This window comes from Sphingomonas astragali, from assembly GCF_051400615.1.
In the GTDB taxonomy this organism is placed as follows: Bacteria; Pseudomonadota; Alphaproteobacteria; order Sphingomonadales; family Sphingomonadaceae; genus Sphingomonas.
The window spans coordinates 244,507-267,836 of the sequence record NZ_JBLFFH010000002.1; the positions used below are offsets into that span (position 1 = coordinate 244,507).

20 protein-coding genes are annotated in these 23,330 nt (G+C 67.8%); 7 read left to right on the forward strand and 13 right to left on the reverse strand.

The window, feature by feature from the left end:
- Nucleotides 1-23: 23 nt before the first annotated feature.
- The 8 genes from eda to ACMGER_RS09475 all read right to left on the reverse strand — a co-directional run bounded on the left by eda (nucleotide 24) and on the right by ACMGER_RS09475 (nucleotide 7,829).
- Nucleotides 24-629, reverse strand: a complete 606-nt coding sequence (gene eda, locus ACMGER_RS09440; protein WP_436811898.1) for a bifunctional 4-hydroxy-2-oxoglutarate aldolase/2-dehydro-3-deoxy-phosphogluconate aldolase — start codon at nucleotides 627-629, stop codon at nucleotides 24-26.
- Complete coding sequence (gene glk, locus ACMGER_RS09445) at nucleotides 626-1,606, reverse strand: glucokinase (protein WP_436811899.1); 981 nt, start codon at nucleotides 1,604-1,606, stop codon at nucleotides 626-628. Before glk ends, eda begins: the two co-directional genes overlap by 4 nt.
- Nucleotides 1,603-3,423, reverse strand: a complete 1,821-nt coding sequence (edd, locus tag ACMGER_RS09450) for a phosphogluconate dehydratase (protein WP_436811900.1) — start codon at nucleotides 3,421-3,423, stop codon at nucleotides 1,603-1,605. Before edd ends, glk begins: the two co-directional genes overlap by 4 nt.
- A 112-nt stretch (nucleotides 3,424-3,535) precedes the next feature.
- On the reverse strand, nucleotides 3,536-4,243 hold the full coding sequence (gene pgl / locus ACMGER_RS09455) for a 6-phosphogluconolactonase (RefSeq protein WP_436811901.1): 708 nt from the start codon (nucleotides 4,241-4,243) through the stop codon (nucleotides 3,536-3,538).
- Nucleotides 4,244-4,298: 55 nt separating this feature from the next.
- A complete protein-coding gene (gene zwf / locus ACMGER_RS09460) occupies nucleotides 4,299-5,756 on the reverse strand; it encodes a glucose-6-phosphate dehydrogenase (RefSeq protein ID WP_436811902.1) in 1,458 nt (485 codons plus the stop codon).
- A gap of 69 nt (nucleotides 5,757-5,825) precedes the next feature.
- A complete protein-coding gene (argC, locus tag ACMGER_RS09465; protein WP_436811903.1) occupies nucleotides 5,826-6,755 on the reverse strand; it encodes an N-acetyl-gamma-glutamyl-phosphate reductase in 930 nt (309 codons plus the stop codon).
- Complete coding sequence (locus ACMGER_RS09470) at nucleotides 6,752-7,573, reverse strand: C40 family peptidase (protein ID WP_436811904.1); 822 nt, start codon at nucleotides 7,571-7,573, stop codon at nucleotides 6,752-6,754. Before ACMGER_RS09470 ends, argC begins: the two co-directional genes overlap by 4 nt.
- Nucleotides 7,491-7,829 carry a MarR family transcriptional regulator gene (locus tag ACMGER_RS09475; RefSeq protein ID WP_436812851.1) on the reverse strand — a complete coding sequence of 113 codons (339 nt, stop codon included), beginning with the start codon at nucleotides 7,827-7,829 and terminating at the stop codon, nucleotides 7,491-7,493. The genes ACMGER_RS09470 and ACMGER_RS09475 overlap by 83 nt, the downstream gene beginning before the upstream one ends.
- 216 nt (nucleotides 7,830-8,045) lie before the next feature.
- On the opposite strand from ACMGER_RS09475, the gene secG reads away from it, so the two are divergent.
- Both secG and pyrG read left to right on the forward strand, forming a co-directional pair.
- Nucleotides 8,046-8,447: a preprotein translocase subunit SecG gene (gene secG / locus ACMGER_RS09480; RefSeq protein WP_436812852.1), complete on the forward strand. Its 402-nt coding sequence runs from the start codon at nucleotides 8,046-8,048 to the stop codon at nucleotides 8,445-8,447.
- Between the two features lie 87 nt (nucleotides 8,448-8,534).
- Entirely contained in the window at nucleotides 8,535-10,169 is a 1,635-nt protein-coding gene (gene pyrG, locus ACMGER_RS09485) for a CTP synthase (RefSeq protein ID WP_436811905.1), read from the forward strand.
- Nucleotides 10,170-10,387: 218 nt separating this feature from the next.
- Here pyrG and ACMGER_RS09490 read toward each other — a convergent pair whose 3' ends face one another.
- On the reverse strand, nucleotides 10,388-10,861 hold the full coding sequence (locus tag ACMGER_RS09490) for an Hsp20 family protein (protein WP_436811906.1): 474 nt from the start codon (nucleotides 10,859-10,861) through the stop codon (nucleotides 10,388-10,390).
- Nucleotides 10,862-11,427: 566 nt separating this feature from the next.
- Here ACMGER_RS09490 and ACMGER_RS09495 point away from each other — a divergent pair.
- From ACMGER_RS09495 to ACMGER_RS09505, 3 genes are read left to right on the forward strand one after another with little or no spacing between them, the layout of a single operon-like run.
- Nucleotides 11,428-12,678: a lipoprotein-releasing ABC transporter permease subunit gene (locus tag ACMGER_RS09495; RefSeq protein WP_436811907.1), complete on the forward strand. Its 1,251-nt coding sequence runs from the start codon at nucleotides 11,428-11,430 to the stop codon at nucleotides 12,676-12,678.
- Complete coding sequence (locus tag ACMGER_RS09500) at nucleotides 12,671-13,345, forward strand: ABC transporter ATP-binding protein (RefSeq protein WP_436811908.1); 675 nt, start codon at nucleotides 12,671-12,673, stop codon at nucleotides 13,343-13,345. The genes ACMGER_RS09495 and ACMGER_RS09500 overlap by 8 nt, the downstream gene beginning before the upstream one ends.
- The gene (locus tag ACMGER_RS09505; protein WP_436811909.1) at nucleotides 13,342-13,821 is read left to right on the forward strand and encodes a glutathione peroxidase; all 480 of its coding nucleotides are present in this window, start codon (nucleotides 13,342-13,344) and stop codon (nucleotides 13,819-13,821) included. The genes ACMGER_RS09500 and ACMGER_RS09505 overlap by 4 nt, the downstream gene beginning before the upstream one ends.
- Here the strand turns inward: ACMGER_RS09505 and ACMGER_RS09510 are convergent.
- Entirely contained in the window at nucleotides 13,818-14,381 is a 564-nt protein-coding gene (locus ACMGER_RS09510; protein WP_436811910.1) for an HdeD family acid-resistance protein, read from the reverse strand. The two genes, ACMGER_RS09505 and ACMGER_RS09510, sit on opposite strands and share 4 nt — an antisense overlap.
- A 146-nt stretch (nucleotides 14,382-14,527) precedes the next feature.
- Here ACMGER_RS09510 and dnaE point away from each other — a divergent pair, with 146 nt between their 5' ends.
- Nucleotides 14,528-17,995 (forward strand): DNA polymerase III subunit alpha, encoded by a 3,468-nt coding sequence (gene dnaE / locus ACMGER_RS09515; RefSeq protein WP_436811911.1) that lies wholly within the window; start codon nucleotides 14,528-14,530, stop codon nucleotides 17,993-17,995.
- A 106-nt stretch (nucleotides 17,996-18,101) separates the two neighbouring features.
- Entirely contained in the window at nucleotides 18,102-19,694 is a 1,593-nt protein-coding gene (locus tag ACMGER_RS09520) for a long-chain fatty acid--CoA ligase (RefSeq protein ID WP_436811912.1), read from the forward strand.
- Nucleotides 19,695-19,811: 117 nt separating this feature from the next.
- Here ACMGER_RS09520 and ACMGER_RS09525 read toward each other — a convergent pair whose 3' ends face one another.
- The 3 genes from ACMGER_RS09525 to ACMGER_RS09535 all read right to left on the reverse strand — a co-directional run bounded on the left by ACMGER_RS09525 (nucleotide 19,812) and on the right by ACMGER_RS09535 (nucleotide 23,297).
- Nucleotides 19,812-20,660, reverse strand: a complete 849-nt coding sequence (locus ACMGER_RS09525) for an endonuclease/exonuclease/phosphatase family protein (RefSeq protein ID WP_436811913.1) — start codon at nucleotides 20,658-20,660, stop codon at nucleotides 19,812-19,814.
- A gap of 261 nt (nucleotides 20,661-20,921) precedes the next feature.
- Nucleotides 20,922-21,995 (reverse strand): PA0069 family radical SAM protein, encoded by a 1,074-nt coding sequence (locus tag ACMGER_RS09530; protein WP_436811914.1) that lies wholly within the window; start codon nucleotides 21,993-21,995, stop codon nucleotides 20,922-20,924.
- 66 nt (nucleotides 21,996-22,061) lie between these two features.
- Entirely contained in the window at nucleotides 22,062-23,297 is a 1,236-nt protein-coding gene (locus ACMGER_RS09535; protein ID WP_436811915.1) for a serine hydrolase domain-containing protein, read from the reverse strand.
- Between the last annotated feature and the right edge of the window lie 33 nt (nucleotides 23,298-23,330).

Below are 23,330 nucleotides of genomic sequence, written 5' to 3' on the forward strand. Positions count from 1 at the left end.
AAGGCCGGGGTGGCGGTGGGTGCTTATCGGCCCAGTCCCGCCGCCTCGCGTGCCTTGGCCTCAACCTCGGCCATGCTGCCGCCGGCGATCCAGCTTCCGCCGACGCAGAGCACCGGGTCGAATGCCAGCCAGTCGGGAGCGGTCGCCTGGGTGACGCCGCCGGTGGGGCAGAATTTCGCCTCGTAGAAAGGCGCGGCGAGGGCCTTCAGCGCCTTGAGACCGCCCGAGGTCTCGGCGGGGAAGAACTTGAAATGACGCAGACCCAGGTCATAGCCACGCATGATGTCGCCCGCACTCGCGACGCCCGGCAGGAAGGGCACGCCGCTCTCGACGATCGGGCGGCCGAGCGTCTCGGTGAGGCCGGGGGAGACGATGAACTCGGTGCCCGCATCCATCACCGCTTCGAACTGCGCGGTCGAGATCACGGTGCCGGCGCCGACGATCGCGCCCTCGACCTGCTTCATCTCACGGATCGCCTCGATCGCGGCGCCGGTGCGCATCGTCACCTCGAGCACCTTGAGGCCGCCCTTGACCAGCGCCTCGGCGAGCGGGCGGGCGGTGGCGGCGTCCTCGATCACCAGTACGGGGATGACCGGGCTGGTGCGCATGATCGTTTCGATGTCGCTCACGAGTGGAATCCTTCGAGTTTCTGGGCATAGGCCGCAGCGGCGCCGAACAGGCCGGGCTGGGGGTGGGTGATGAGCTTGACCGGTATCGAGGCCATCAACGACTGGAACCGCCCCTTGGCGACGAAGCGCTGGCCGAAGCCGGACGCGATCAGCTTGTCCTTGAGCTTGAGGCCGAGGCCGCCGGCGATGACGACGCCCTTGGGGCCATGCGCGAGCGCGAGGTCGCCCGCGATCGCGCCGAGGCTGAGGCAGAAACGATCGAGCGCGGCGAGGGCGAGGCTGTCCTTGCCCTCGAACGCCAGCGCCCAGATCGCCTTGTCGTCGAGCCGCTGGACCGGCCGTCCCTCGATCTCGGCCAGCGTCTCGTAGATGGCGACGATGCCGGGACCGGCGGCGATGCGCTCGGCGGAGACGCGGGTATAGGTCTTGCGCAGCCGCTGGAGCATCGCATCCTCGATGCGGTCGAGCGGGGCGAAGTCCATATGGCCGCCTTCGGTCTCGATCACATGATAGCGCTCGGCTCCGCGGAACACCTGGGCGACGCCGAGGCCGGTGCCGGGGCCGCACACCGTGATCGAACCGCGCGCGGCGAGCTCGGTATCGGGGCCGCAGATGTGGACGAACTGGTCGTGCGGCACCTGGGCGACGGCGTGGCCGACCGCGCCGAAGTCGTTGATGAGAACGTAATCGTCGACGTCGAGCCGCTCGGGAACGAGGCGCGGACGGATGATCCAGGGATTGTTGGTGAGCTTGATGAGCTCGTCGTTCACCGGCGACGCGACCGCGATCGCTGCGGCGCGGGGGAGGGGCTTGCCGTAATCCTTGGCGAAATGCTGCCAGGCGGTCTGGAGGCTGGCGTGCTCGGCGGTCTTGAGCGTCTCCGGCTCGCCGAGGCGGACGACGCGGCCGCCCTCGACCTCGGCGATGGCGAAGCGGGCGTGGGTGCCGCCGATATCGACTGCTACGACCTCGGTCACGCCGCCATCTCCGCCAGCATCGCCGAGGCGCCTTCCTCCGCCGTCGAGACGCCGCGGCGCATCAGCGCGAACAGCTCGCGGCCGGTGCCGAGCGCGGGCGCCGGCGGCTCGGCGAGCGGACGGGCCGCCCATTCCACCTCGTCGACCAGCGCGGTCAGCACGCCGGCCTCGCTGTCGAGGCGGACGATGTCGCCGTCGCGCAGCTTGGCGATCGGCCCGGCGCCCTTTGCCTCGGGCGAGACGTGGATCGCGCACGGCACCTTGCCGCTCGCGCCCGACATGCGCCCGTCGGTGACCAGCGCGACGCGGAAGCCGCGGTTCTGGAGCACGCCGAGCGGCGGGGTGAGCTTGTGGAGCTCCGGCATCCCGTTGGCCTGCGGGCCCTGGAAGCGGACCACCACCACCACATCGCGGTCGAGCTCGCCGGCCTTGAACGCGGCCTGGACCTCGGCCTGGTCGGTGAAGACGCGGCACGGCGCCTCGATCGTCCAGCGATCGGGATCGACCGCCGACACCTTGATGCAGGCGCGACCGATGTTGCCGGCGAGGATGCGGAAGCCGCCTTCGGGCTGGAAGGGATTGCCGATCAGGCGGACGATGCTGTCGTCGCCGCTCGCCTCTGGCAGGTCGCGCCAGACCAGCTCCTCATTCTCGATATGAGGTTTGCGGGCGTAGTCCTTCATTTCACCGGCGATCGTGACGATGTCGCCATGGAGCAGGCCGCCCTTCAGCAGCTCGCGGATCACCAGCGGCGGGCCGCCGGCATCCTCGAACATGTTCACGTCCGCGCTGCCGTTGGGATAGACGCGGGTGAGGAGGGGCACGACCTTCGACAGGCGATCGAAGTCCTCCCAGTCGATCGTGATCCCGGCCGAGCGCGCGATCGCCGGCAAGTGGATGAGATGGTTGGTCGAGCCGCCGGTCGCGAGCAGCGCCACCATCGCGTTCACGATCGCGCGCTCGTCGACGCATTCGGCGAGCGGGCGATAGTCGTTGCCGTCCCAGCCGATCTTCGCCAGCCGGTGCACCGCGGCGCGGGTCAGCTCCTGGCGGAGCTTGGTGCCGGGGTTGGGGAAGGCCGCGCCGGGCATGTGGAGGCCCATCGCCTCCATCATCATCTGGTTGGAATTGGCGGTGCCGTAGAAGGTGCAGGTGCCCTTGCCGTGATAGGCGGCGATCTCGGCGTCGAGCAGCTCCTCGCGGCTTGCCTTGCCCTCGGCGTAGAGTTCGCGGATGCGCGCCTTGTCCTTGTTGGCGAGGCCGGAGCGCATCGGCCCGCCGGGGATCATCACCATCGGCAGATGGCCGAAGCGCAGCGCGCCGATCAAGAGGCCCGGCACGATCTTGTCGCAGATGCCGAGCAGCGCCGCACCCTCGAACATGCCGTGGCTCAAGGCAATGGCGGTGCTGAGTGCGATGGTGTCGCGGCTGAACAGCGACAGCTCCATGCCGGCATAGCCCTGGGTCACGCCGTCGCACATCGCCGGCACGCCGCCGGCGACCTGGGCGGTGACGCCGGCCTCGCGGGCCCAGATCTTCATCTGCTCGGGGTAGCGGTAGTAGGTCGCATGGGCCGACAACATGTCGTTGTAAGCCGTTACGATTCCGATGTTCATCCGATTGGCCGGCCGCATCGCGTCGCGATCCTCGTCGGTGCCGGCATAGCCGTGGGCGAGATTGGCGCAGCCGAGCATCGGCCGGTCGACTCCGGTGGCGCGCTGGCCCTCCATCAGCCCGAGATAGGCGGCGCGGCCCGGCTTCGAGCGCTCGATGATGCGGTCGGTGACCGCGGCGACTTCGGGGTGCAATGACGGCACTTGATCTAACTCCTCCGTTCGCCCTGCGCTTGTCGAAGGGCGAAGGCCATAAGCGGCTCGCTTGACGCTGATCGCCCTTCGACAAGCGCAGGGCGAACGGACTTGTTGATGGTCATGGCGCCCAGTGGATATCGACCGGCAGCTCCACGTCCGCAAGGATGCGGCCGATCGGATAGGGGGAGGAGGCGCCTCCCTTCACCGCATCCTCGACGACGCGGCGCTTGGCATCGCCGGTGATCGCGATGGTGAGCGCGCGGGCGGAGGCGATGGCGGCACGGCTGAGGGTGACGCGCGGGACGGGCGCTTCGGGCGGCAGCGGATCGGGCATCACGCCGAGGGCGCGGCGTTCCTTGGGTCCGTTCAGCGCCTCGTCGTAATCGGGGCCGGGGAAGATCGAGGCGCAATGCCCGTCGCCGCCGACGCCGAGCAGGCAGAGATCGAGCGGCCAGTGCAGGTCCTGGAGCAGCGCGTCGGCGGCGCGGCCGGCGGCCTTGTAGTCGGGCGCAGTGGCGCTGAGCAGCGGGATGACGCGGGCGCGTTTGGGGATGAAGACCTTGCCGATCGCGGTGACGTTCGACAGCGGGTCGCCGAGCGGCACGATGCGCTCGTCGCCGGGCACGATGGTGACGCGCGACCAGTCGAGCCTGGTCTCCGCGAGCCGTTCGTAGATGGGAAGGGGGGTCTTGCCGCCGGCGAGCGCGATCACCGCCGTCCCGCGCGCGTCGATCGCGCTCTCGATCACGAAGGCGAGGTCGCCGGCGACCGCCTCCGCCATCTCGGCCGCGTCGTCATACTCCCACCATTCGATTTCGTCGGTCATGCGGTATCCTCGGCTTTCTGCGTGACGGGAACGGCTCTGCGGCGCTCGGGCTCCCTTATTCGGTCCAGGTCACGCCGTCCCGTTCGGTGAGCGCGATGCTGGCGGACGGGCCCCAGCTTCCCGACGGATAGGGCTTGGGCTTGATGTCGTTGGCGATCCAGCCGGCGCGGATCGCGTCGATCCATTGCCACTGCGCCTCCACCTCGTCGCGGCGGACGAACAGGGTCGGGTCGCCCTCGATCAGGTCGAGCAGCAGCCGCTCGTAGGCGATGCGGCGGCGGGCGCCGGCGAACTCGTGCTCGAGGCTGAGGTTGAGCGGGACCTCGCGCAGGCGAATACCCTCGCGGTCGAGCCCGGGCTGCTTCGCCATCACCAGCAGGCGGACATATTCCTCGGGCTGGAGGCGGATCACCAGCGTGTTGGGCTGGAGCTGCCCGCCGCGCTCGGCGAAGATCGAGTGGGGGACGCCCTTGAACTGGATCGAGATCTCGCTCTGGCGCTGGGGCAGGCGCTTGCCCGTGCGCAGGTAGAAGGGCACGCCCTGCCAGCGCCAATTGTCGACATGCGCCTTGATCGCGACGAAGGTCTCCGTGGCGGAGTCCTTGCCGAGCTCCTCGTCATAGCCCTTGACGATCTCGCCCTTGACCGCGCCGGCGCCGTACTGGCCGGTGACGGTGAGGTGGCCGACCTCGGCCGGCGCGATGCGGCGGAGCGAGCGCAGCACCTTGACCTTCTCGTCGCGGATCGAGGTGCCGTCGAAGCGGGCCGGCGGCTCCATCGCGATCAGCGCGAGGAGCTGGAGCATGTGGTTCTGCACCATGTCGCGCAGCGCGCCCGCGGTGTCGTAATAGCCGGCGCGGTCCTCCAGCCCCACCGTCTCGGCGATGGTGATCTGGACATGGTCGATCCCGCGCGCGTTCCAGATCGGCTCGAACAGCGAGTTGCCGAAACGCAGCGCCAGGATGTTCTGCACCGTCTCCTTGCCGAGATAATGGTCGATGCGGAAGGTGCGCTCCTCGGGAAAAGCATGGGCGACCGCGTCGTTGATCTCGCGGCTGGAGGCGAGGTCGTGGCCGAGCGGCTTTTCCAGGCCGATCCGCACCGTCCCGCCAGCGAGGCCGACCGAATCGAGGCCCTTGATCGTTGGCTCGAACAGGAAAGGCGCCGTCGACAGGAAGATGGCGAGGCCGCCCGAGACGTCGCCGATCTTCCCGGCGAGGGCGGGGAAACCGTCGAGCTTGGAGGCGTCGAGCGGCTGATAGAACAGCCGATCGAGGAAGGAGGCGATCGCTGCCTTGTCCTTGCGGTCGGCGGGCAGGAACTCGTCGAGCGCCTTGCTGGCGAAGTCGCGGTAGCCGGCGTCGTCATGATCCGACCGCGCGGTGCCGGTGATGGTGAGCTTCTCGGGCAGCAGCCCGTCGGCATGGAGCCCGTAGAGCGACGGCAGCAACATGCGCTGGGCGAGATCGCCCGTCGCGCCGAACAAAAGCAGCTTGCCAACGGCTTCGGTCATTCACGGCCCTCCCTGACTGCCGGCGCGATGTAGCGATTGGGCGGAGAGGGGCAACCCTTCCGCGCAGGTCTAAAGAACGAGGCCGGCGGTGGGATCGAGGCCTGCCATGATGTTGAGGTTCTGCACCGCCGCGCCCGCCGCACCCTTGCCGAGGTTGTCGAGCGTCGCGACCAGCCGGGCCTGTCCCCGCTCGGCATTGCCGAACACGCGGAGGGTGAGGCGGTCGGTGCCGGCGTCGTCTTCGACGCGGATCAGCGATGGGGCGTCGCTGACGACGCGAACGATCGGGCTCGTCTGATAGGCCGCCTCCAGCGCTTCGGTCACCGCCTCGATGCTCGGGCGACGCGGCAGTGCGTGGAGCGGCAGCGGCACCTCCACCACCATGCCGCGATAGGTGTCGGCGACCGAGGGCATGAAGATCGGCGGGTGCTCGAGCCGGGCATGGCGCTGCATCTCGGGGACGTGCTTGTGGGCGAGGGCGAGGCCGTAGGCGCGCCAGGCGGTTTCGGCCGCACCCTTCTCGAACTCCTCGATCATCGCGCGGCCGCCGCCCGAATAGCCGGAGACCGCGTTGACGCTGAGCGCCCAGTCGGCGGGGATCAGCCCGGCCCGCACCAGCGGGCGGACGAGGGCGAGGAAGCCGGTGGGGTAGCAGCCCGGGTTGGTGACGCGCGGCGCCTCGGCGATCGCGGCGGCCTGACTCGGCTCGAGCTCGGCGAAACCATAGGCCCAGCCCTCCGCCACGCGATGCGCGGTGGAGGCGTCGACCACGCGGGTGCGCGGATTGTCGATCAACGCGACGCTCTCGCGCGCGGCGTCGTCGGGCAGGCACAGGATGACGAAGGCGGCGTCGTTGAGCGCCTGGCGCCGTGCCTCGGGGTCCTTGCGCTGGACGTCGTCGAGCGTGATCAGCGTGATCTCGTCGCGCCCGGCGAGCCGCTCGCGGATCTCCAGGCCGGTGGTGCCGGCGGCGCCGTCGATGAAGACGCTGTGCTTCATGGGAGCCTCCGCCGTGCAGAAATGGCGCCGAGATCGCTGATCGGGACCCGCGCGACCCGGTCGGCGACGCGGATCGCATGGGTTTCGTCGGTGGCGATCGCCACCTCGCCGTCGAAGAAGAGAAGGTCGCCGCGGAGCATCGGTGCGTCCTCGCCCACCGCGCGGCCGACTGTCGCCTGGAGATCGACGAAGCGTGGCACGCGGATGCCCGCCAGCGAGAGCGAAAGAAAGACGAGACCGCCGGCGTCGACGCCCGCGCCCGACCGCCCGCCAGGAACCGAGGGCACGCCGACCAGCCGCTCGGCGGCATGGACGAAATCCTCCATCGGCGCGTCGAGCGGGCGGATGTCGGTTTCCGCGAAGCCCTGGTCCACAATGCGGCTGCCCATCGGCAGGTCGGGAATGCCCAGGCCGATCACGATGTGGCTCGGCGCGACGACCGGGCCGAGCGCGTCGACTGCGACGAAGCCGGCCGCGCCGTCGACGGGGCTGACGCCCCAGGCATAGCCGCGGGACAGCTCAAGCACGTCGAAGGTCTCGCCCGCCAGCACCTCGGAGCGCTGTTCCCCGCCGATGGCAGCATAGACCGGGGCGCGCTGCGCCACGCCCCGCGTCATCGCGGCGGCGTAATGCGGCGCGAACAGCCGGTCGGCGAGGCGGAGGTCGGCAAGATCGCCGCGGGCGGCGTCGACGCGCGGATCGAAGGCATGACTGCGCCCGGCAAGCGCGAAGCGCTTACGCGTGGGCGTGGTCGGGGACGTGACGGTGCGGGGCGTCGGCCGGGGCGTCGCCGGCGAGGAATTGCCCGAATTCTGCAAGAAAGTCTGCCCCCTTGGTCGTGCGCGCGACGAAGATGTTGCGCTTGTCGGTATCGTCGCGTTGGCGGCGCAGATAGCCGAGCGCACCCAGACGATTCAAGGCGCGCGTGACGACCGGTTTCGACACGTTCAGCGCGCGCGCCAATCCGCGTACGGTATGGGGACCGGGATCGAGATAGACAAGCAGCAGCAGCGCCATCTGCCGATTGGTGAGGTCCGGCTCGCCCGAGCGGACATAGTCGACCAGCGTATGCATCCAGGTGAACAGCGACTGATCCGACACGGCATTCACGGCACTGGTGTCCAATTCACTCACGGGCATCGGGTTCAGCAAGGATTAACGCTGCTCGGCCCGCGTGGTTTCAGTGCGTTCGCGAAATGTTTGTTGCGCGCGACGGACCGTGCGGTTGATCGGGACGGCCCGCTCGCCTATGTCGGCGGCACTTTCACGAAATCATTGGCCGGGTTCATGCTGTTCACCTTTCTGCTCGTCGTCCAGGCGATCGTCGCCGCGCTGCTCGTCACCGTCATCCTGATGCAGCGGTCGGAGGGCGGCGGGCTCACCTCGTCGGGCAGCCCTTCGGGCCTGATGTCGGCGCGCGGTGCGGCCGATTTCCTCACCCGTTCGACCGCGGTCCTGGCGACGATCTTCGTGCTGCTCAGCATCACGCTCGCCTTCCTCGCCGCGACCCGCCAGTCGAGCACGATCGACACGAGCCTGGCACGCAAGGCCGGCAACACCCCGCCCGCCGCCACCGCACCCCTGCAGACGCCGGCCGGCGACGACGCGCTTGCCGGCGCCGCCGCCAATGCCGCGGCCGCCGCCCAGGCCAATGCGGCCGCCGGCAACGGCGCGGTTCCGCTCGTCCAGTAACCATCGGCGATTGACGCCGTAAAAAACGGGCAGCGCCGATTCGGGCGCTTGCCCCGTTGCGGCGTTCGCCCCTATGCGGTGACTCCCATGGCGCGGTACATCTTCATCACCGGCGGCGTGGTCAGCTCGCTTGGCAAGGGACTCATGGCGGCGAGCCTCGCAGCATTGCTGCAGGCGCGCGGCTACAAGGTCCGCATCCGCAAGTTCGACCCCTATCTCAACGTCGATCCGGGCACGATGAGCCCGTATCAGCACGGCGAGGTCTATGTGACCGACGACGGGGCCGAGACCGACCTCGACCTCGGCCATTACGAGCGCTTCACCGGCGTGTCGGCGCGGCAGTCGGACAATGTGACGTCGGGCCGCATCTACCAGACGATCATCGGCAAGGAGCGGCGCGGCGACTATCTCGGCGCCACCGTGCAGGTGATCCCGCACGTCACCGACGCGATCAAGGAATTCGCCCGCACGGATACCGACGGACTCGATTTCGTGCTGTGCGAGATCGGCGGCACCGTCGGCGACATCGAGTCGCTGCCGTTCATGGAGGCGATCCGCCAGCTTCGGAACGACGTCGGTCGGCAGAACGCCTGCTTCGTCCACCTGACGCTGGTGCCCTATATCGCCGCCGCCGGCGAGTTGAAGACCAAGCCGACGCAGCACAGCGTGCGCGACCTGACGGCGCTCGGCATCCAGCCGGACGTGCTGGTGTGCCGCTGCGAGCGGCCGCTGCCGGAGGGCGAGCGCGCCAAGATCGCGCTGTTCTGCAACGTGCCGCCGAGCGCGGTCATCCCCGCGCTCGACGCGCCCTCGATCTACGGCGTGCCGCTGCAATACCATGCCGAGGGGCTCGACCGGGCGGTGCTCGACGCCTTCGGCCTGCCGTCCGACGGGGAGCCGGACCTTCGGCGCTGGCACGACATCATGGATCGCCAACTCAACCCGGAAGGCGAGGTGACGGTCGGCGTCGTCGGCAAATATGTCGGGCTGCAGGACGCCTACAAGTCGCTCAACGAGGCGCTGGTCCACGGGGGCATCGCCAACCGGGTCAAGGTCAACATCCGCTGGATCGACGCCGAGCTGTTCGAGGGCGACGAGACGGAAATCCCCGCGCATCTCGAGCCATGCCATGCGATCCTCGTCCCCGGCGCCTTCGGCGAGCGCGGCGCGGAGGGCAAGATCGCCTCGGTCCGCTTCGCGCGCGAGCGCGAGATACCCTATTTCGGCATCTGCTTCGGGATGCAGATGGCGTGCATCGAAGGTGCACGGAACCTTGCCGGCATCGAGGATGCGTCGTCGACCGAATTCGGCCCCACCGACCAGCCGGTGGTCGGCCTCATCACCGAATGGATGAGCGAGAGCGGCCTCGAGAAGCGTGAGGAAGGCGGCGACCTCGGCGGCACGATGCGGCTCGGCGCCTATCCGGCGAAGCTCACCGGCAACAGCGTGGTCGCCTCGATCTATGGCGGCACCGAGATCTCGGAGCGCCACCGTCACCGCTACGAGGTCAACACCGCCTATCGCGAGGCGCTGGAGCAGGGCGGCCTGGTATTCTCGGGCATGTCGCCGGACGGCCAGCTGCCCGAGATCGTCGAGCGGCCCGACCATCCCTGGTTCGTCGGCGTGCAGTTCCATCCGGAGCTCAAGTCCAAGCCGTTTGACCCGCACCCGCTGTTCGCCAGCTTCATCGAAGCGGCGGTGAAACAGAGCCGGCTGGTCTAACTCCCTCTCCCATTGGGAGAGGGAAGGGGCCCGCGCCGAAGGCGTGGGAAGGGTGAGGGCGACGGGCGCCTATCAACTCGCGGTCACCCTCACCCTTCCGCCGCTTCGCGGCTCCCTCCCTCTCCCGATGGGAGAGGGAGTTAAGAGCAAAAGGCGCCCGGACCGGTGGTCCGGACGCCTCTGCTGCGGCGCCAAAGGGAGCAAGGCGCCGCTAGCGCTTAGGCCGCGTCAGCGGTCTTGTGCTCGATCGCGGGCTCCTGCGCGGTTGCGCCACCGATCGCGATCTTCTTGGGCTTCATCGCCTCAGGCACCTCGCGGACCAGCTCGATGGTGAGCAGGCCGTCGGCGAGATCGGCCGATTCGACGCGGATGAAGTCGGCGAGCTCGAAACGACGCTCGAAGCCGCGGTTGGCGATGCCGAGATGCAGCATCTGCGCGTCGTGGTTGTCGTTGGTATCGCCTTTCCTGCCGGTGACGAGCAGCAGGTTCTGCTGCGCGGTGATGTCGATCTCGTCGGGCTTGAAGCCGGCGACGGCGATCGTGATCCGGTAATGATCCTCGCCGACGCGTTCCAGATTGAAGGGCGGATAATTGTCGCTCGAGCTGCTGCGGGCGCTCGCCTCGAGCAGGTCGAACAGCCGGTCGAAGCCGATGGTCGAACGGCGGTAGGGAGCAAAATCGAACTGACGCATCTCAAAGCCTCCATTAGGAGCAGTTTGAACGTCGATCCCGGAGCCCGAAGCGGCGCTCCGGAGGTCGGCGTGGCCCGTCAACGGCACCACACGGACGTAAAATCGGAACGCCTCGTCGTCGTTTCAAGAGGATGGAAGCCGCAGAAATCCTTGTAGGAAAGCCGCGACCGCAAGTGACTGGCGAAGGGCGGTTAGGGTAGGGCGGCCGGTGGAGCCGATGCGTTGTGCGCGTCGCAGCGCCGTCGCCTTGACGCAAACGCCCGGACTGTTTCCAGCCCGGGCGTCCGCGTGACGAAAGCTCGTCAGCCCCCTTGATTTTCAGCTTCGGCCCGCGCGCTCATCCTCCCTGATGAGCGGGACCAAAGCCTCCCCGAACCACGGCCGTTGCCTGCGCTTCAGTGAGGATTCGCCTATGCTGGTTGACAGAAGTTGTCATTGCCCTTCGCGCCGCAGCATCACGATTGCGCGCGGGATGTGTGAATCGTGCAACAGCGCGATTGCGCGGAAGGCCCACTCTCCCTAGGACCGGCGCCGAGCCCGCGCGTTCCGGCGGGGGAGGATTTTGAATGTTGCTCTCGCGCTACGAGCGGATGATCGCGCGCCGCTACCTGCTGCCCGGACGGGGTGAAGCCTTCATCGCGCTGGTCGCCGGCATCAGCCTGGTCGCGGTGATGCTGGGCGTCGCCGCGCTGGTGATCGTGATGAGCGTGATGAACGGCTTCCGCGCCGAGCTGTTCGACAAGATCGTCGGGCTGAACGGTCATGCCGTGATCCAGGGATATGGCGGCCAGTTGCGCGACTGGCGACAGATCGTGGCCGAGGCCAAGGCGACACCCGGTGTCATCAGCGCGACCCCGCTGATCGAACAGCCGCTGATGGCCGGCTATTCGGGCCGGGTCGAGGCGGTGCTGGTGCGGGGCATGAACGTGCCCGACATCCTTAACAACCCGACGCTCAACGGGAAGGTCGTGGTCGGCTCGCTCAAAAGCCTGACGCCCGGTAGCGGGCGCATCGCGATGGGAAGCCGCCTCGCCGACGCGCTCGGCGCGACCGAGGGCAGCGAGATCCAGCTGATCAGCCCGCAGGGGCCGGCATCGCCCTTCGGCACGGTCCCCAGGATCGTGAGCTACACCGTCGGCGCGATCTTCGAGGTCGGCGTCTACGACTATGACAAGGCGTTCGTGGTGATGCCGATGCAGGACGCGCAGACGCTGCTGCTGATGGGCGAGAGCGTCGGCATGGTCGAGCTCGACACCGACGATCCGGACCATGTCGAGCGCATCCTGGCGCCGCTCGCCGACAAGGTCGGCCGTTCGGGCCAGATCACCGACTGGCGGCAGATGAACTCGCAGCTGTTCGAGGCGCTGGCGGTCGACCGGCTGGTGACCTTCACCGTGCTGTCGATCCTGATCCTGGTCGCGGTGTTCAACATCCTGTCCTCGCTGATCATGCTGGTCCGCGCCAAGACCCGCGACATCGCGATCCTGCGCACCATGGGCGCGACGCGGATGGCGCTGATGCGCATCTTCATGACCGTGGGGACGGCGATCGGCGCGGTCGGGATCGGGGCGGGGCTGGTGCTCGGCTTCATCGCGCTGATCTTCCGACAGGACATCGTCGGCTTCCTCGGCTTCGTCACCGGGCAGCAGATCTGGGATCCGTCGATGCGCTACCTGACCGACCTGCCATCCAAGACCGACCCGTTCGAGGTGATGGGGATCGCCGCGATGGCGCTGCTGTTCAGCTTCCTCGCCACGCTCTACCCGGCCTACAAGGCGGCGAGCACCGATCCCGTGCAGGTGCTGCGCTATGAGTGAGCCCGTCCTCCAGACCATCGGCCTCAAGCGCAGCTTCGAGCAGGGCGGGCAGGTGATCGAGGTGCTGCGCGGCGTCGACCTGACGGTCGGCGCGGGCGAGATCGTCGCGCTGCTCGGCCCTTCGGGCTCGGGCAAATCGACCCTGCTGCAGGCGGTGGGGCTGCTCGAAGGCGGGTTCGAGGGGGCGATCCGCATCGCCGGCGTCGAGGTGTCGAGGCTGTCCAGCCCCGAGCGGACCGCGACGCGGCGCGACCGGCTCGGCTTCGTCTACCAGTTTCACCATTTGCTGCCCGATTTCAGCGCGGCCGAGAATGTGGTCCTGCCCCAGCTCATCCACGGCGCCACGCGGCCGGATGCCGAGGTGCGGGCGACCGAGCTGCTCACCGCGCTGGGATTGGACGCGCGGCTCACGCACCGCCCGAGCCAGCTTTCGGGCGGCGAGCAGCAGCGCGTCGCGGTGGCGCGTGCGCTCGCCAACCGGCCGGCGCTGGTGCTGGCGGACGAGCCGACCGGCAATCTCGACGAGGCGACGGCCAACGTGGTGCTGGAGGAGTTCCTGCGGCTGGTGCGGGGGCAGGGTTCTGCCGCGCTGGTCGCGACCCACAACGAGCGGCTGGCGGCGCGGATGGACCGTATCATGCGGCTGCATGAGGGGAGGCTGGAATGACGGCGCTGACCGACATCCCGATTATCACGGCCGACGACGGCACGACCACGCTCGCACCTTATGCCGGCCAGGTGCTGCTGATCGTCAACGTCGCCTCCAAATGCGGGTTCACGCCGCAATATGAAGGGCTGGAGGCGCTTTATCGCCGCTACAAGGACCGCGGTTTCGCGGTGCTGGGGTTCCCCTGCAACCAGTTCGGCGGGCAGGAGCCGGGGACGGCGGAGGAGATCGCGAGCTTCTGCTCGCTGACCTACGACGTGACCTTTCCCGTCTTCGCCAAGATCGACGTCAACGGGGACGATGCAGCGCCCTTGTGGCGGCATCTCAAGAAGGAGGCGCCGGGCATCCTCGGGTCCGAGGCGATCAAGTGGAACTTCACCAAGTTCCTGATCGATCGCGACGGCAAGGTCGCCGGCCGCTATGCGCCGACCACCAAGCCCGAGGACATCGCGCCCGATATCGAGAAGCTGCTCTAATCGGGAATTGCGAAGGCGGCCGCGCCCTTGCGGTGGGAGAGCGCCTGCATGATGGCGATCACGCCGCCGAGCACGAAGCTCATGCCGAGGATGAAGCCGGGCACCGCCAGCGACGCCAGCGGCAGCATGAAGACCACATAGAATCCGAGCAGCACGTCGATCACGCCCAGCGCCACCACCAGCCAGCGGTGGCGGCGGTAGCGGACGCCGAAGACCAGCTCCATCACGCCGCGCGCGATCAGCCAGGCGGCGACGAGCAGCGTCAAGGAGAAGGCTCCGGCCAGCGGGCGGAACGCCATCATCAAGCCGACCACGAGCGAGAGGAGGCCGAACAGGATCGAGTGGAGTCGTCCTTCATGGCCTCGGCCGAAAGCGCCGGCGGCGAGCGCGGCGATGCCGGCCGCGATCAGGAAACAGGCGACGACGAAGGTCGCCGCCAGCGTCGCGCCGAACGGCCAGGCGAACGCCAGCAGGCCGAGGATCAGCGAGACGATCCCGTAGAGCAGAATCCAGCCCCAGCCGGGGCCGCTCTGGACGCCGTCGGTTGTGCTGCCGGCCATCGTCGTTCCTCCTGCGATGCCGCAACAAACGTGAGGGGAGCGTTTCGGCTCCCTGAGCGGCGAGCCGGCGAAAGCTGTGGATATCGTGCCGGTCGGGGAGGGGCGGGCGGTTCCCATGCCGGCACGCCGCTGGCATAGTGCCATCCATGCCGCATTCGGGTTTCGTTCCGCTCCGCGTCCTTTCGTCCTACACGATGCTGGAAGGCGCGATCGAGCCCAAGGCGATCGCCAAGCGCTCGAAGGAGATGGGCTTTCCCGCGGTCGCACTGACCGACCGCAACGGCCTCTATGCGGCGATGGCCTTCTCCGAAGCGTGCCGCGATACAGGCGTGCAGCCGATCATCGGCACGCTGCTGGCGGTGGCGCGGCCGGTGCCGGAAGGCATCGAACCGCCGATCGACTGGCTGGCGCTCTATGCGCAGGACAAGACCGGCTACGACAATCTCTGCAAGTTGGTGTCGATGGCGCATCTCGATCGGCCGATCGAGATCGACGCGCATGTCTCGCTCGACGCGCTGGAAGGGCTGACCGATGGCTTGATCGCACTGACCGCGGGCAGGGAAGGGGCGCTGGTCCAGCTGCTTGCCGACGGGCAGACCGACGCCGCCACGGCCTATGCAGCGCGGCTGGAGACGCTGTTTCCCGGTCGCCTCTATATCGAGATCGTCCGCCGGCTCGATCCGCTGGAGGCGCGCGCCGAGGCGAGCCTCCTCGACCTTGCCTATGCGCGCGCCCTGCCGTTGGTGGGGACCAACCCATGCTGCTTCGCCGAGGCCGAGTTCCACGAAGCCCACGACGCGATGCTGTGCATCGCCAGCTCGAGCTACGTCACCAGCGAGGATCGGCCGAGGAGTTCGCCCGACGCCTGGATGAAGCCGGCGAGCGAGATGAAGCTGCTGTTCGCCGACCTTCCCGAGGCGCTGGCGAACACACTGGTGGTGGCGCAGCGCTGCGCGGTGGCGGCGCCCAAGCGCAAGCCGATCCTGCCGAGCCTCGCCGGCGACCGCGATGGCGAGGCGGCAATGCTGCGCGAACGCTCGGTGGCGGGGCTCGAGGCACGGCTCCGGCAATGGAACATTGCCGACCCCGATTTGGTGAGAACCTATCGCGACCGGCTCGCGTTCGAACTCGACGTCATCATCCAGATGGGTTTCGCCGGCTATTTCCTGATCGTTGCCGACTTCATCCAATGGGCAAAGGGGCACGATATCCCGGTGGGCCCGGGACGCGGTTCGGGCGCCGGCTCGGCGGTCGCCTGGGCGCTCACCATCACCGATCTCGACCCGATCAAGCTGGGGCTGCTGTTCGAGCGCTTCCTCAATCCCGAGCGCGTGTCGATGCCGGACTTCGACATCGACTTCTGCGAAACCCGGCGCGGCGAGGTGATCCGCTACGTCCAGCAGAAATACGGCCGCGACCAGGTCGCGCAGATCATCACCTTCGGTAAGCTCAAGGCGCGCGCGGTGCTCAAGGACACCGGCCGCGTGCTGCAGATGAGCTATGGCCAGATCGACCGGCTCGCCAAACTGGTGCCGAACCATCCGACCGATCCCTGGACGCTCGACCGCGCGCTGAACGGCGTCTCGGAGCTTGCCGCCGAATACAGGAATCATAGCGACGTCCGCCATCTGCTCGACCTGGCGATGAAGCTGGAGGGGCTGCCGCGCCACTCCTCGACCCACGCCGCCGGCGTGGTGATCGGCGACCGGCCCCTCGCCGAGCTGGTGCCGCTCTACCGCGATCCGCGGTCCGACATGCCGGTCACCCAGTTCGACATGAAGTACGTCGAGAGCGCGGGGCTGGTGAAGTTCGACTTCCTCGGCCTCAAGACATTGTCGGTGCTCAAGAAAGCGGTCGAGCTCCTGAAGGCGCGCAGCATCATCGTCGATCTCGACAGCCTCGGCTGGGACGATCCGGGCGTGTACGAGCTGCTCCAGCGCGGCGACACGGTCGGCGTGTTCCAGCTCGAATCGGAGGGGATGCGGCGCACGCTGGCGGCGGTGCGGCCGTCCAACTTCGGCGACATCATCGCACTCGTGTCGCTCTATCGGCCGGGGCCGATGGACAATATCCCGAGCTTCGGCGCGCGCAAGAACGGGCGCGAGCCGATCGTCTATCCCCACCCCCTACTCGAAGGTATCCTCGCCGAAACCTACGGCATCTTCGTCTATCAGGAGCAGGTGATGCAGGCGGCGCAGGTGCTCGCCGGCTACACGCTCGGCGGCGCGGACATGCTGCGCCGCGCGATGGGCAAGAAGATCAAGGCCGAGATGGACGCGCAGCGCGCGATCTTCGTCGAGGGCTGCGCCAAGGTGAACGCCATCCCCGAGGCCAAGGCCAACGAGCTGTTCGACTTGATCGACAAGTTCGCCGGCTACGGCTTCAACAAGAGCCATGCCGCGGCCTATGCGCTGCTCGCCTATCAGACCGCATGGCTCAAGGCGCATTATCCGCACGAGTTCTACGCCGCGTCGATGTGCTTCGACATGGCGCAGACCGACAAGCTCGCGGTGTTCGTCGACGACATGAAGCGGCTGGGCATCGACCGCCTGCCGCCCGACGTGAACGCGAGCGAGGCCGAGTTCAGCGTCGAGGAGGTGGGGGAGGGGCTGGCGGTCCGCTACGGCCTCGCCGCGCTGAAAAGCGTCGGCGAGCGGGCGATGGAGCTGCTGGTCGAGGAGCGGATGCGGCGAGGGGATTTCACCTCGCTCGACGATTTCGCGCGGCGGGTCGATCCGCGGATGCTGAACAAGCGGCAGGTGGAGACGCTGGCGGCGGCGGGTGCGTTCGACGCGATCGACGCGAACCGCGCCGGCATCTTTGCGGTCGCTGAGACCATCCTCGCAGTCGCCGCGCACACGCACGAAAGCCGGACGAGCGGGCAGGGCGGCCTGTTCGGCGAGACGGACCATGGATCGGCGGCGATCCAGCTGCCGCTGAGCGCACGCTGGACGCTGGCCGAGCGGATCAATGCCGAGAAGGATGCGTTCGGCTTCTTCTTCTCTGCGCATCCACTCGATCGCTACCAGCATCTTGCCTCCGCGCAGGGCGCGCGGACCATCGTCGGGCTTGGCGAGATTGAGATCGCCGAAGGCGCGCGAACCAGCGCCACGGTCGGCGCACTGGTCGAGGATGCGCGCTGGCGGACCTCCGCGCGCGGGCGGCGGTATCTGATGGCGACGATCTCGGATGCCACAGGACAGGTGCCGGTGACCTGCTTCGATGACGACGTCAGCAAGGCGCTGGAGGATACCGCGCGTGACGGCGGTTGCGGGTTGATCGGGGTCGAGCTGGACCGCCGGCCCGGTGAGGACAGCGCACGCGTCACCGTGCGGTCGATTCGGCCGTTCGATGCGGTTGCGGGGCAGGCAAAGATGCTGTTGCGGATGCGCGTGGACACCCCAGAGGCGATGGTGCCGCTCGCCGACCTGCTCAGCGTGCGCGCCGGCCGCTGCGAGGTGATGGTGACGTGCGACGCGCCCGGCGGGGAGGCGCAGCTGCGGCTCGGCCGCGACTTCCTGGTCGACCGGGAGCTGCTCGGGCGGATCCAGTCGATCCCCGGCGTAACCCAGGCCACGCTGGAAACCGCGGAACTCCGCCTGGTCGCTGGTTGATCCCGGGTTTCGTGTTTCTGGTACGTGTCCAGGAGGCGGCCGCCTCTGGACGCGCGGGCGCCCGTCGATACAATCGCTCGACCAAAACAGACGGAATGGGCGAGGAATGCTGGGACAGATGCAGGATTACGAGCTGCGCGTGATGCGCCTGCTCGACCATGCCGCGCGCGAGCATGGATCGCGCGAGATCGTCACGCGCTGGGCAGACGGCAGCGAGACGCGGACCGATTGGGCCGGAGTGGCGCACGACGCGCGGCGGCTGGCGCAGGCGCTCGAGCGGCTGGGGATGAAACCCGGCGACCGCGTCGCGACGATGGCGATGAACCACGCGCATCACCTGATCGCCTGGTACGGCGCGATCGGCATGGGTGGGGTGATCCACACCATCAATCCGCGGCTGTTCGACGATCAGCTCGCCTATATCGCCAATCATGCTGGCGATCGGGTGCTGCTCTACGATCGCGCCTTCCAGCCGATCGTCGATCGCATGAAGCCGCAATGGACGACGATCGAGCATTATGTGGTGATGGATGGCGACGGGCCGGACAGCTTCCGCGCGCTGCTCGATGCCGAGAATGGCGATTATGCCTGGCACGAGGGCGACGAGCGCGAGGCGTGCCTGATGTGCTACACCAGCGGCACGACAGGCCATCCCAAGGGCGTCATCTATTCGCACCGCTCGACCGTGATCCACGCGATCACCGAGCTGCAGCCGGCCGAGTTCGACCTGTCGACGCAGGCGGTAGCGCTGCCGGTGGTGCCGATGTTCCATGCGGTCGGCTGGGGCCTGCCGTTCGCGCTGGCGGCGGTGGGGGGCAAGTTCGTCTTCTCCGCGGTCAACGAGGCCAAGGTGCTGTGCGAGCTGATGAACCGCGAGAAGGTGACCCACTCGGCCGGCGTGCCGACGGTGTGGTTCGCGATGTTCCAGCACATCGACGAGACGGGGGAGGCTCCCAAACACCTCAAGATCGTCACCATCGGCGGATCGGCGGCGCCGCGCGCGATGGTCGAGCGGATCATGAGGATGGGCATCCGCGTCAACCATGCCTGGGGCATGACCGAGACCTCGCCCATCGGGACGATGGGAGCGCCGTCGTGGGATTGGGACGAGCTGAGCTTCGAAGCGCAGGTCGACCAGGTCAGCAAGCAGGGCAAGGTGCCGTTCGGCGTCGAGATGCGCGTGGTCGACGATGAGGGCAATATCCTGCCGCGCGACGGGATGAGCTCGGGTCGGCTCCAGGTGCGCGGGCCGTGGATCGTCCAGCGCTATTATGGCGCCGACGAGGATGCGCTGACCGCGGACGGCTGGTTCGACACCGGCGATGTCGCGGTGATCCATCCCGACAACGTCATGCAGATCACCGACCGCGCCAAGGACGTGATCAAGTCGGGCGGCGAGTGGATCAGTTCGGTCGAGCTCGAGAATGCCGCGGTCGGCTGCGCGGGCGTCGCGGAGGCCGCGGCGATCGGCGTGCCGCATCCGAAATGGGACGAGCGCCCGATCCTGCTGGTGGTGCGCAAGCCTGGCAGCGCGGTGACGGCGGAGGAGATCCACGCGCACCTTGCCAGATGCGTCGCCAAATGGTGGCTGCCCGACGAGATCCACTTCGTCGAGGCGCTGCCCCATACCGCGACCGGCAAGCTGCTCAAGACCGCGATCCGGGCGCAGTACAAGGACTTCAAGCTGGCCGCGGCCTGACACCCGATCGTCGCCCGGCGAAGGTCGGCCCACTATGCCGCGGGGGCTGGTCAGGAAGCTCGGACGGCAAGGCAGGCCGTCGATGGATTTTCGGCCCTTCCGGTGACGGTAGGGTTGTCAGGGCTCGAGGCTCATATCCGCCACGACCGGGAAGTGATCGGACGGGTAACGCCCGTTGCGGTTGGTGGTCAGCGTCGCCACCCGCTTGACGGTGAAGCCGTACGACAGGATCCAGTCGATGCGATCCGCGCCGCCGGGCTCGCCCTTGAAGCCGTGGAACGTACCGACCGGCCCGGTATGCGCCGTCGTCTGCCACGCGTCGGCGAGCACCTTGACCAGGATCGCGTGCGCCTGGCTGCTGATGTCGGTGTTGAAGTCGCCGGTCAGGATCACCGGCCCGCCATGATCCAGCTGCCGCAGGTGATCGGCGATCAGTTTCGCCGCTTTCTCGCGGGCGAGCTCGTCCTCGGCGCGATAGGGGAAGTGGGTGTTGAGCAGGCGGAAGCGCTTGCCGTCCTTCGTCTCGAATACGCCCCAGGTCACCATGCGCGGCAACGGATGACCCCAGCTGATGCTGCCGGGCACCGAAGGCGTATCCGACAGCCAGAAATTCCCTTGCTCAATCAGCTTGAGCCGGTCGCGGCGATAGAACACGCCCATATGCTCGTCGCCATGCCCGCCGCGGCGGTCGATGCCGAACCAGGTGTAGTCCGGCAGCTTGGCGACGATATAGTCGGCCTGGTCCTTGAGCAGCTCCTGAGTGCCGATCACGTCGGGATGCTCGGCGCGGATGGTCTCGACGAGGATGTCGCGCCGGTGCGCCCAATCGTTCGGCCCATCGTCGGCGGTGCCGTAGCGGACGTTGAAGCTCATGACGCGCAGCTCTCCCGGACTGGGCTGGGCCAGGACGGGAGCGGCGAGGAGCCAGACGGCGGCAATGGCGAGGAATCGGAGAAGCGAGCGCATACCGCTTCCCTTGCATCACCTCGCCCCGCGGGCAACCCGCAGCTGCGCCGAGCTGCGGTCACGTTGTCCGATACGCCTCAGTGGCTGGCGGTCTCGCCCTCGCTGCGCAGGCGGACATATTTGCGCGTCAGCTCGGGCAGGCCGTCGATCACCCATTGCGCCATCCGGGGGCAAGCGTGGCCATGAGCGACTCGATGAATTGTCGGACGGTCCTGCGGACACAACGGACGAGCGTACGCATCGGGTCCGCCGCCCGCGGCGTCAGCCGAACAGCTCGCCCTGCGGCCCGGCCGGCGGGCGGAACAGATCGGTGCGGAGCGGCTTGCGCTCACGGTTGAGGCCGTGCTTGCGGCAGGCGATCTGGAAACGGGTCCGCAGCAGCTCCGCCCAGGGACCGCTGCCGCGCATCCGGCTGAAGAAGCCGGGATCGTTGCGCCGGCCGCCGCGGATCGAGCCGATCGTCGCCATCACCTTGGCCTTGCGGTCGGGGAAATGGGCGTCGAGCCACGCCTCGAACAGCGGCGCGACCTCGAACGGCAGGCGGATGGGGATGAAGCCCGCGCCATAGGCGCCAGCCTCGGCCGCGCGCTCGATCAGATGCTCCAGCTCGTGGTCGGTGATCGCGGGGATGACGGGCGCGATCGAGACGACCGTGGGCACCCCTGCGGCCGAGAGTTTCGCCACCGCCGCCAGCCGGCGCTCGGGATGGGGCGCGCGCGGTTCGACGGTGCGCGCCACCTTAGGGTCGAGCGAGGTGACCGACACCATCACCGCCGCAAGCCCCTTGGCGGCCATCGGCGCGAGGATGTCGAGGTCGCGGGTGACGCGATCGGACTTGGTGGTGATGGTGATCGGATGGTTGCACTCGGCGAGCAGCTCGATGCAGCTGCGCGTGATCCGCCAGTCGCCCTCGATCGGCTGATAGGGATCGGTGTTGGTGCCGAAGGCGATCGGGCGGCAGACGTAGCCGCGCTTCGCCAGCTCGGCGCGGAGCAGCGTCGCCGCCTCCGGCTTGGCGAACAGCTTCGATTCGAAATCGAGTCCCGGCGACAGGTCGTGATAGGCATGGGTCGGCCGCGCGAAGCAGTAGATGCAGCCATGCTCGCAGCCGCGATAGGGATTGATCGAGCGATCGAACGGCACGTCGGGCGACTGGTTGCGCGTGATGATCGTCTTCGGCCGCTCGACGGTGACGGTGGTGCGCAGCGGCGGCGGCGCGCCGTCGATCCCCTCGCGATCGTCGAGCCAGTCACCGTCCGCCTGCCGTTCGGGCAGGCTGAAACGGGTGCTCTCGCGGTTGACGGTGGCACCGCGGACGGGTCGCGCCTTGGCCATTGCGCGAAATTAGGAGGAAGTCTAGAACAAATCAAGAACAATGGAGGCGGATACGGCGAGATTGAACTATGTCCAATGCAGCAGGCGATCCAGGAAATCCGGGACGACGAGTTGTTCGATGACCTGCGATCCCCCCTGGCCATTCGTCATGACAACGAGAGCGGATTTGCGGGCGAGAGAAGCCGCGGCGAAGTTGTGGAATCCCGAACTGTCGCCGCCGTGGGCGATGACCGGATCGCCTGCGACATCGAACAACTGCCAGCCGAGCCCCCACGAGCTGCCGAGGGACCAGGCGCTGGGGCGTTCCTTGTCCGGAACGCGGATCGCCGGGCGAACCATTTCGGCGAGGCTGTCGCGGTTCAGCCGATAGGTATCGTTGGGGCGCGGACTCATGACTGCGATCAGGAACCTCGCATAGTCCGCGGGCGTGGTAAGCAATCCGCCGGATGAGCCCCATCGTGCCGCCTCGATTGCCGTCCAGCGATGTCCCGGCGTGGCCTTTCCGTCGACATCGTGCGGCAACGCCGATCGTGTTCCAAGGTCCACGTTCCATATATAGTCGCTGGATGTCATCCCGAACGGAATGAGAAGGCGAGCCTTCATGTAATCGACGAAGTCGGTCGCACATATCTTGACGTCATAGGTCACGCATCTGCTCGGATCCGTGCGCCCGATCAAATGCGTCACGACCGACTGGAGATAGCTATAGGCCTCGCCCGAGTAGAGCCATTGCTCGCCCGGGTCGAAATGGATCCTGAGAGGATCGGTATTCGACCGCCAGTTCTGCAGACCGCCGGTATGCGAGAGCACATGACGCGCGGTGATGCGGTCGAGACGAGGGTCGCCCGCCAGGATCCGATCGGACGTGTATCTCGTCAGAGGCGTGTCGAGGTCGAGGACTCCCGTTTCGCACAGTTTGAGAACCAGATAGGCGAAGACCGGTTTGCTCAGCGATTGCGCTTCGAAGATCGTCGCGCAATCGACAGGACGCCCGGAGGCGACGTCCGCAACCCCAAAACCCCGGCACCATGTCAGCTTTGAATCCCGCACGATCGCGATCGCGAGGCCCGGCAGACTCGCCTTTTTCATCAGCGATGGAATTCGTCTCTCGAGCTCGGGGACGAGGTGGGCGTGGAGGTCTTTGAGCGGCTCGCCGGATGAATGGCCCGCTCCGCCGCCTGCCGCGCTAGGACACAGCGGCGCGAAAAGGATGGCCTGGCCGCTTGCCACGAGGAAGGCTCGGCGCCGCATTTCCCGTATCATTCCCGCTTCCTCGAGTTGTTCCGGAAACGCTAATTTCATGCGAGTGCCGCCCACAACCCGCCGACTTCGTGT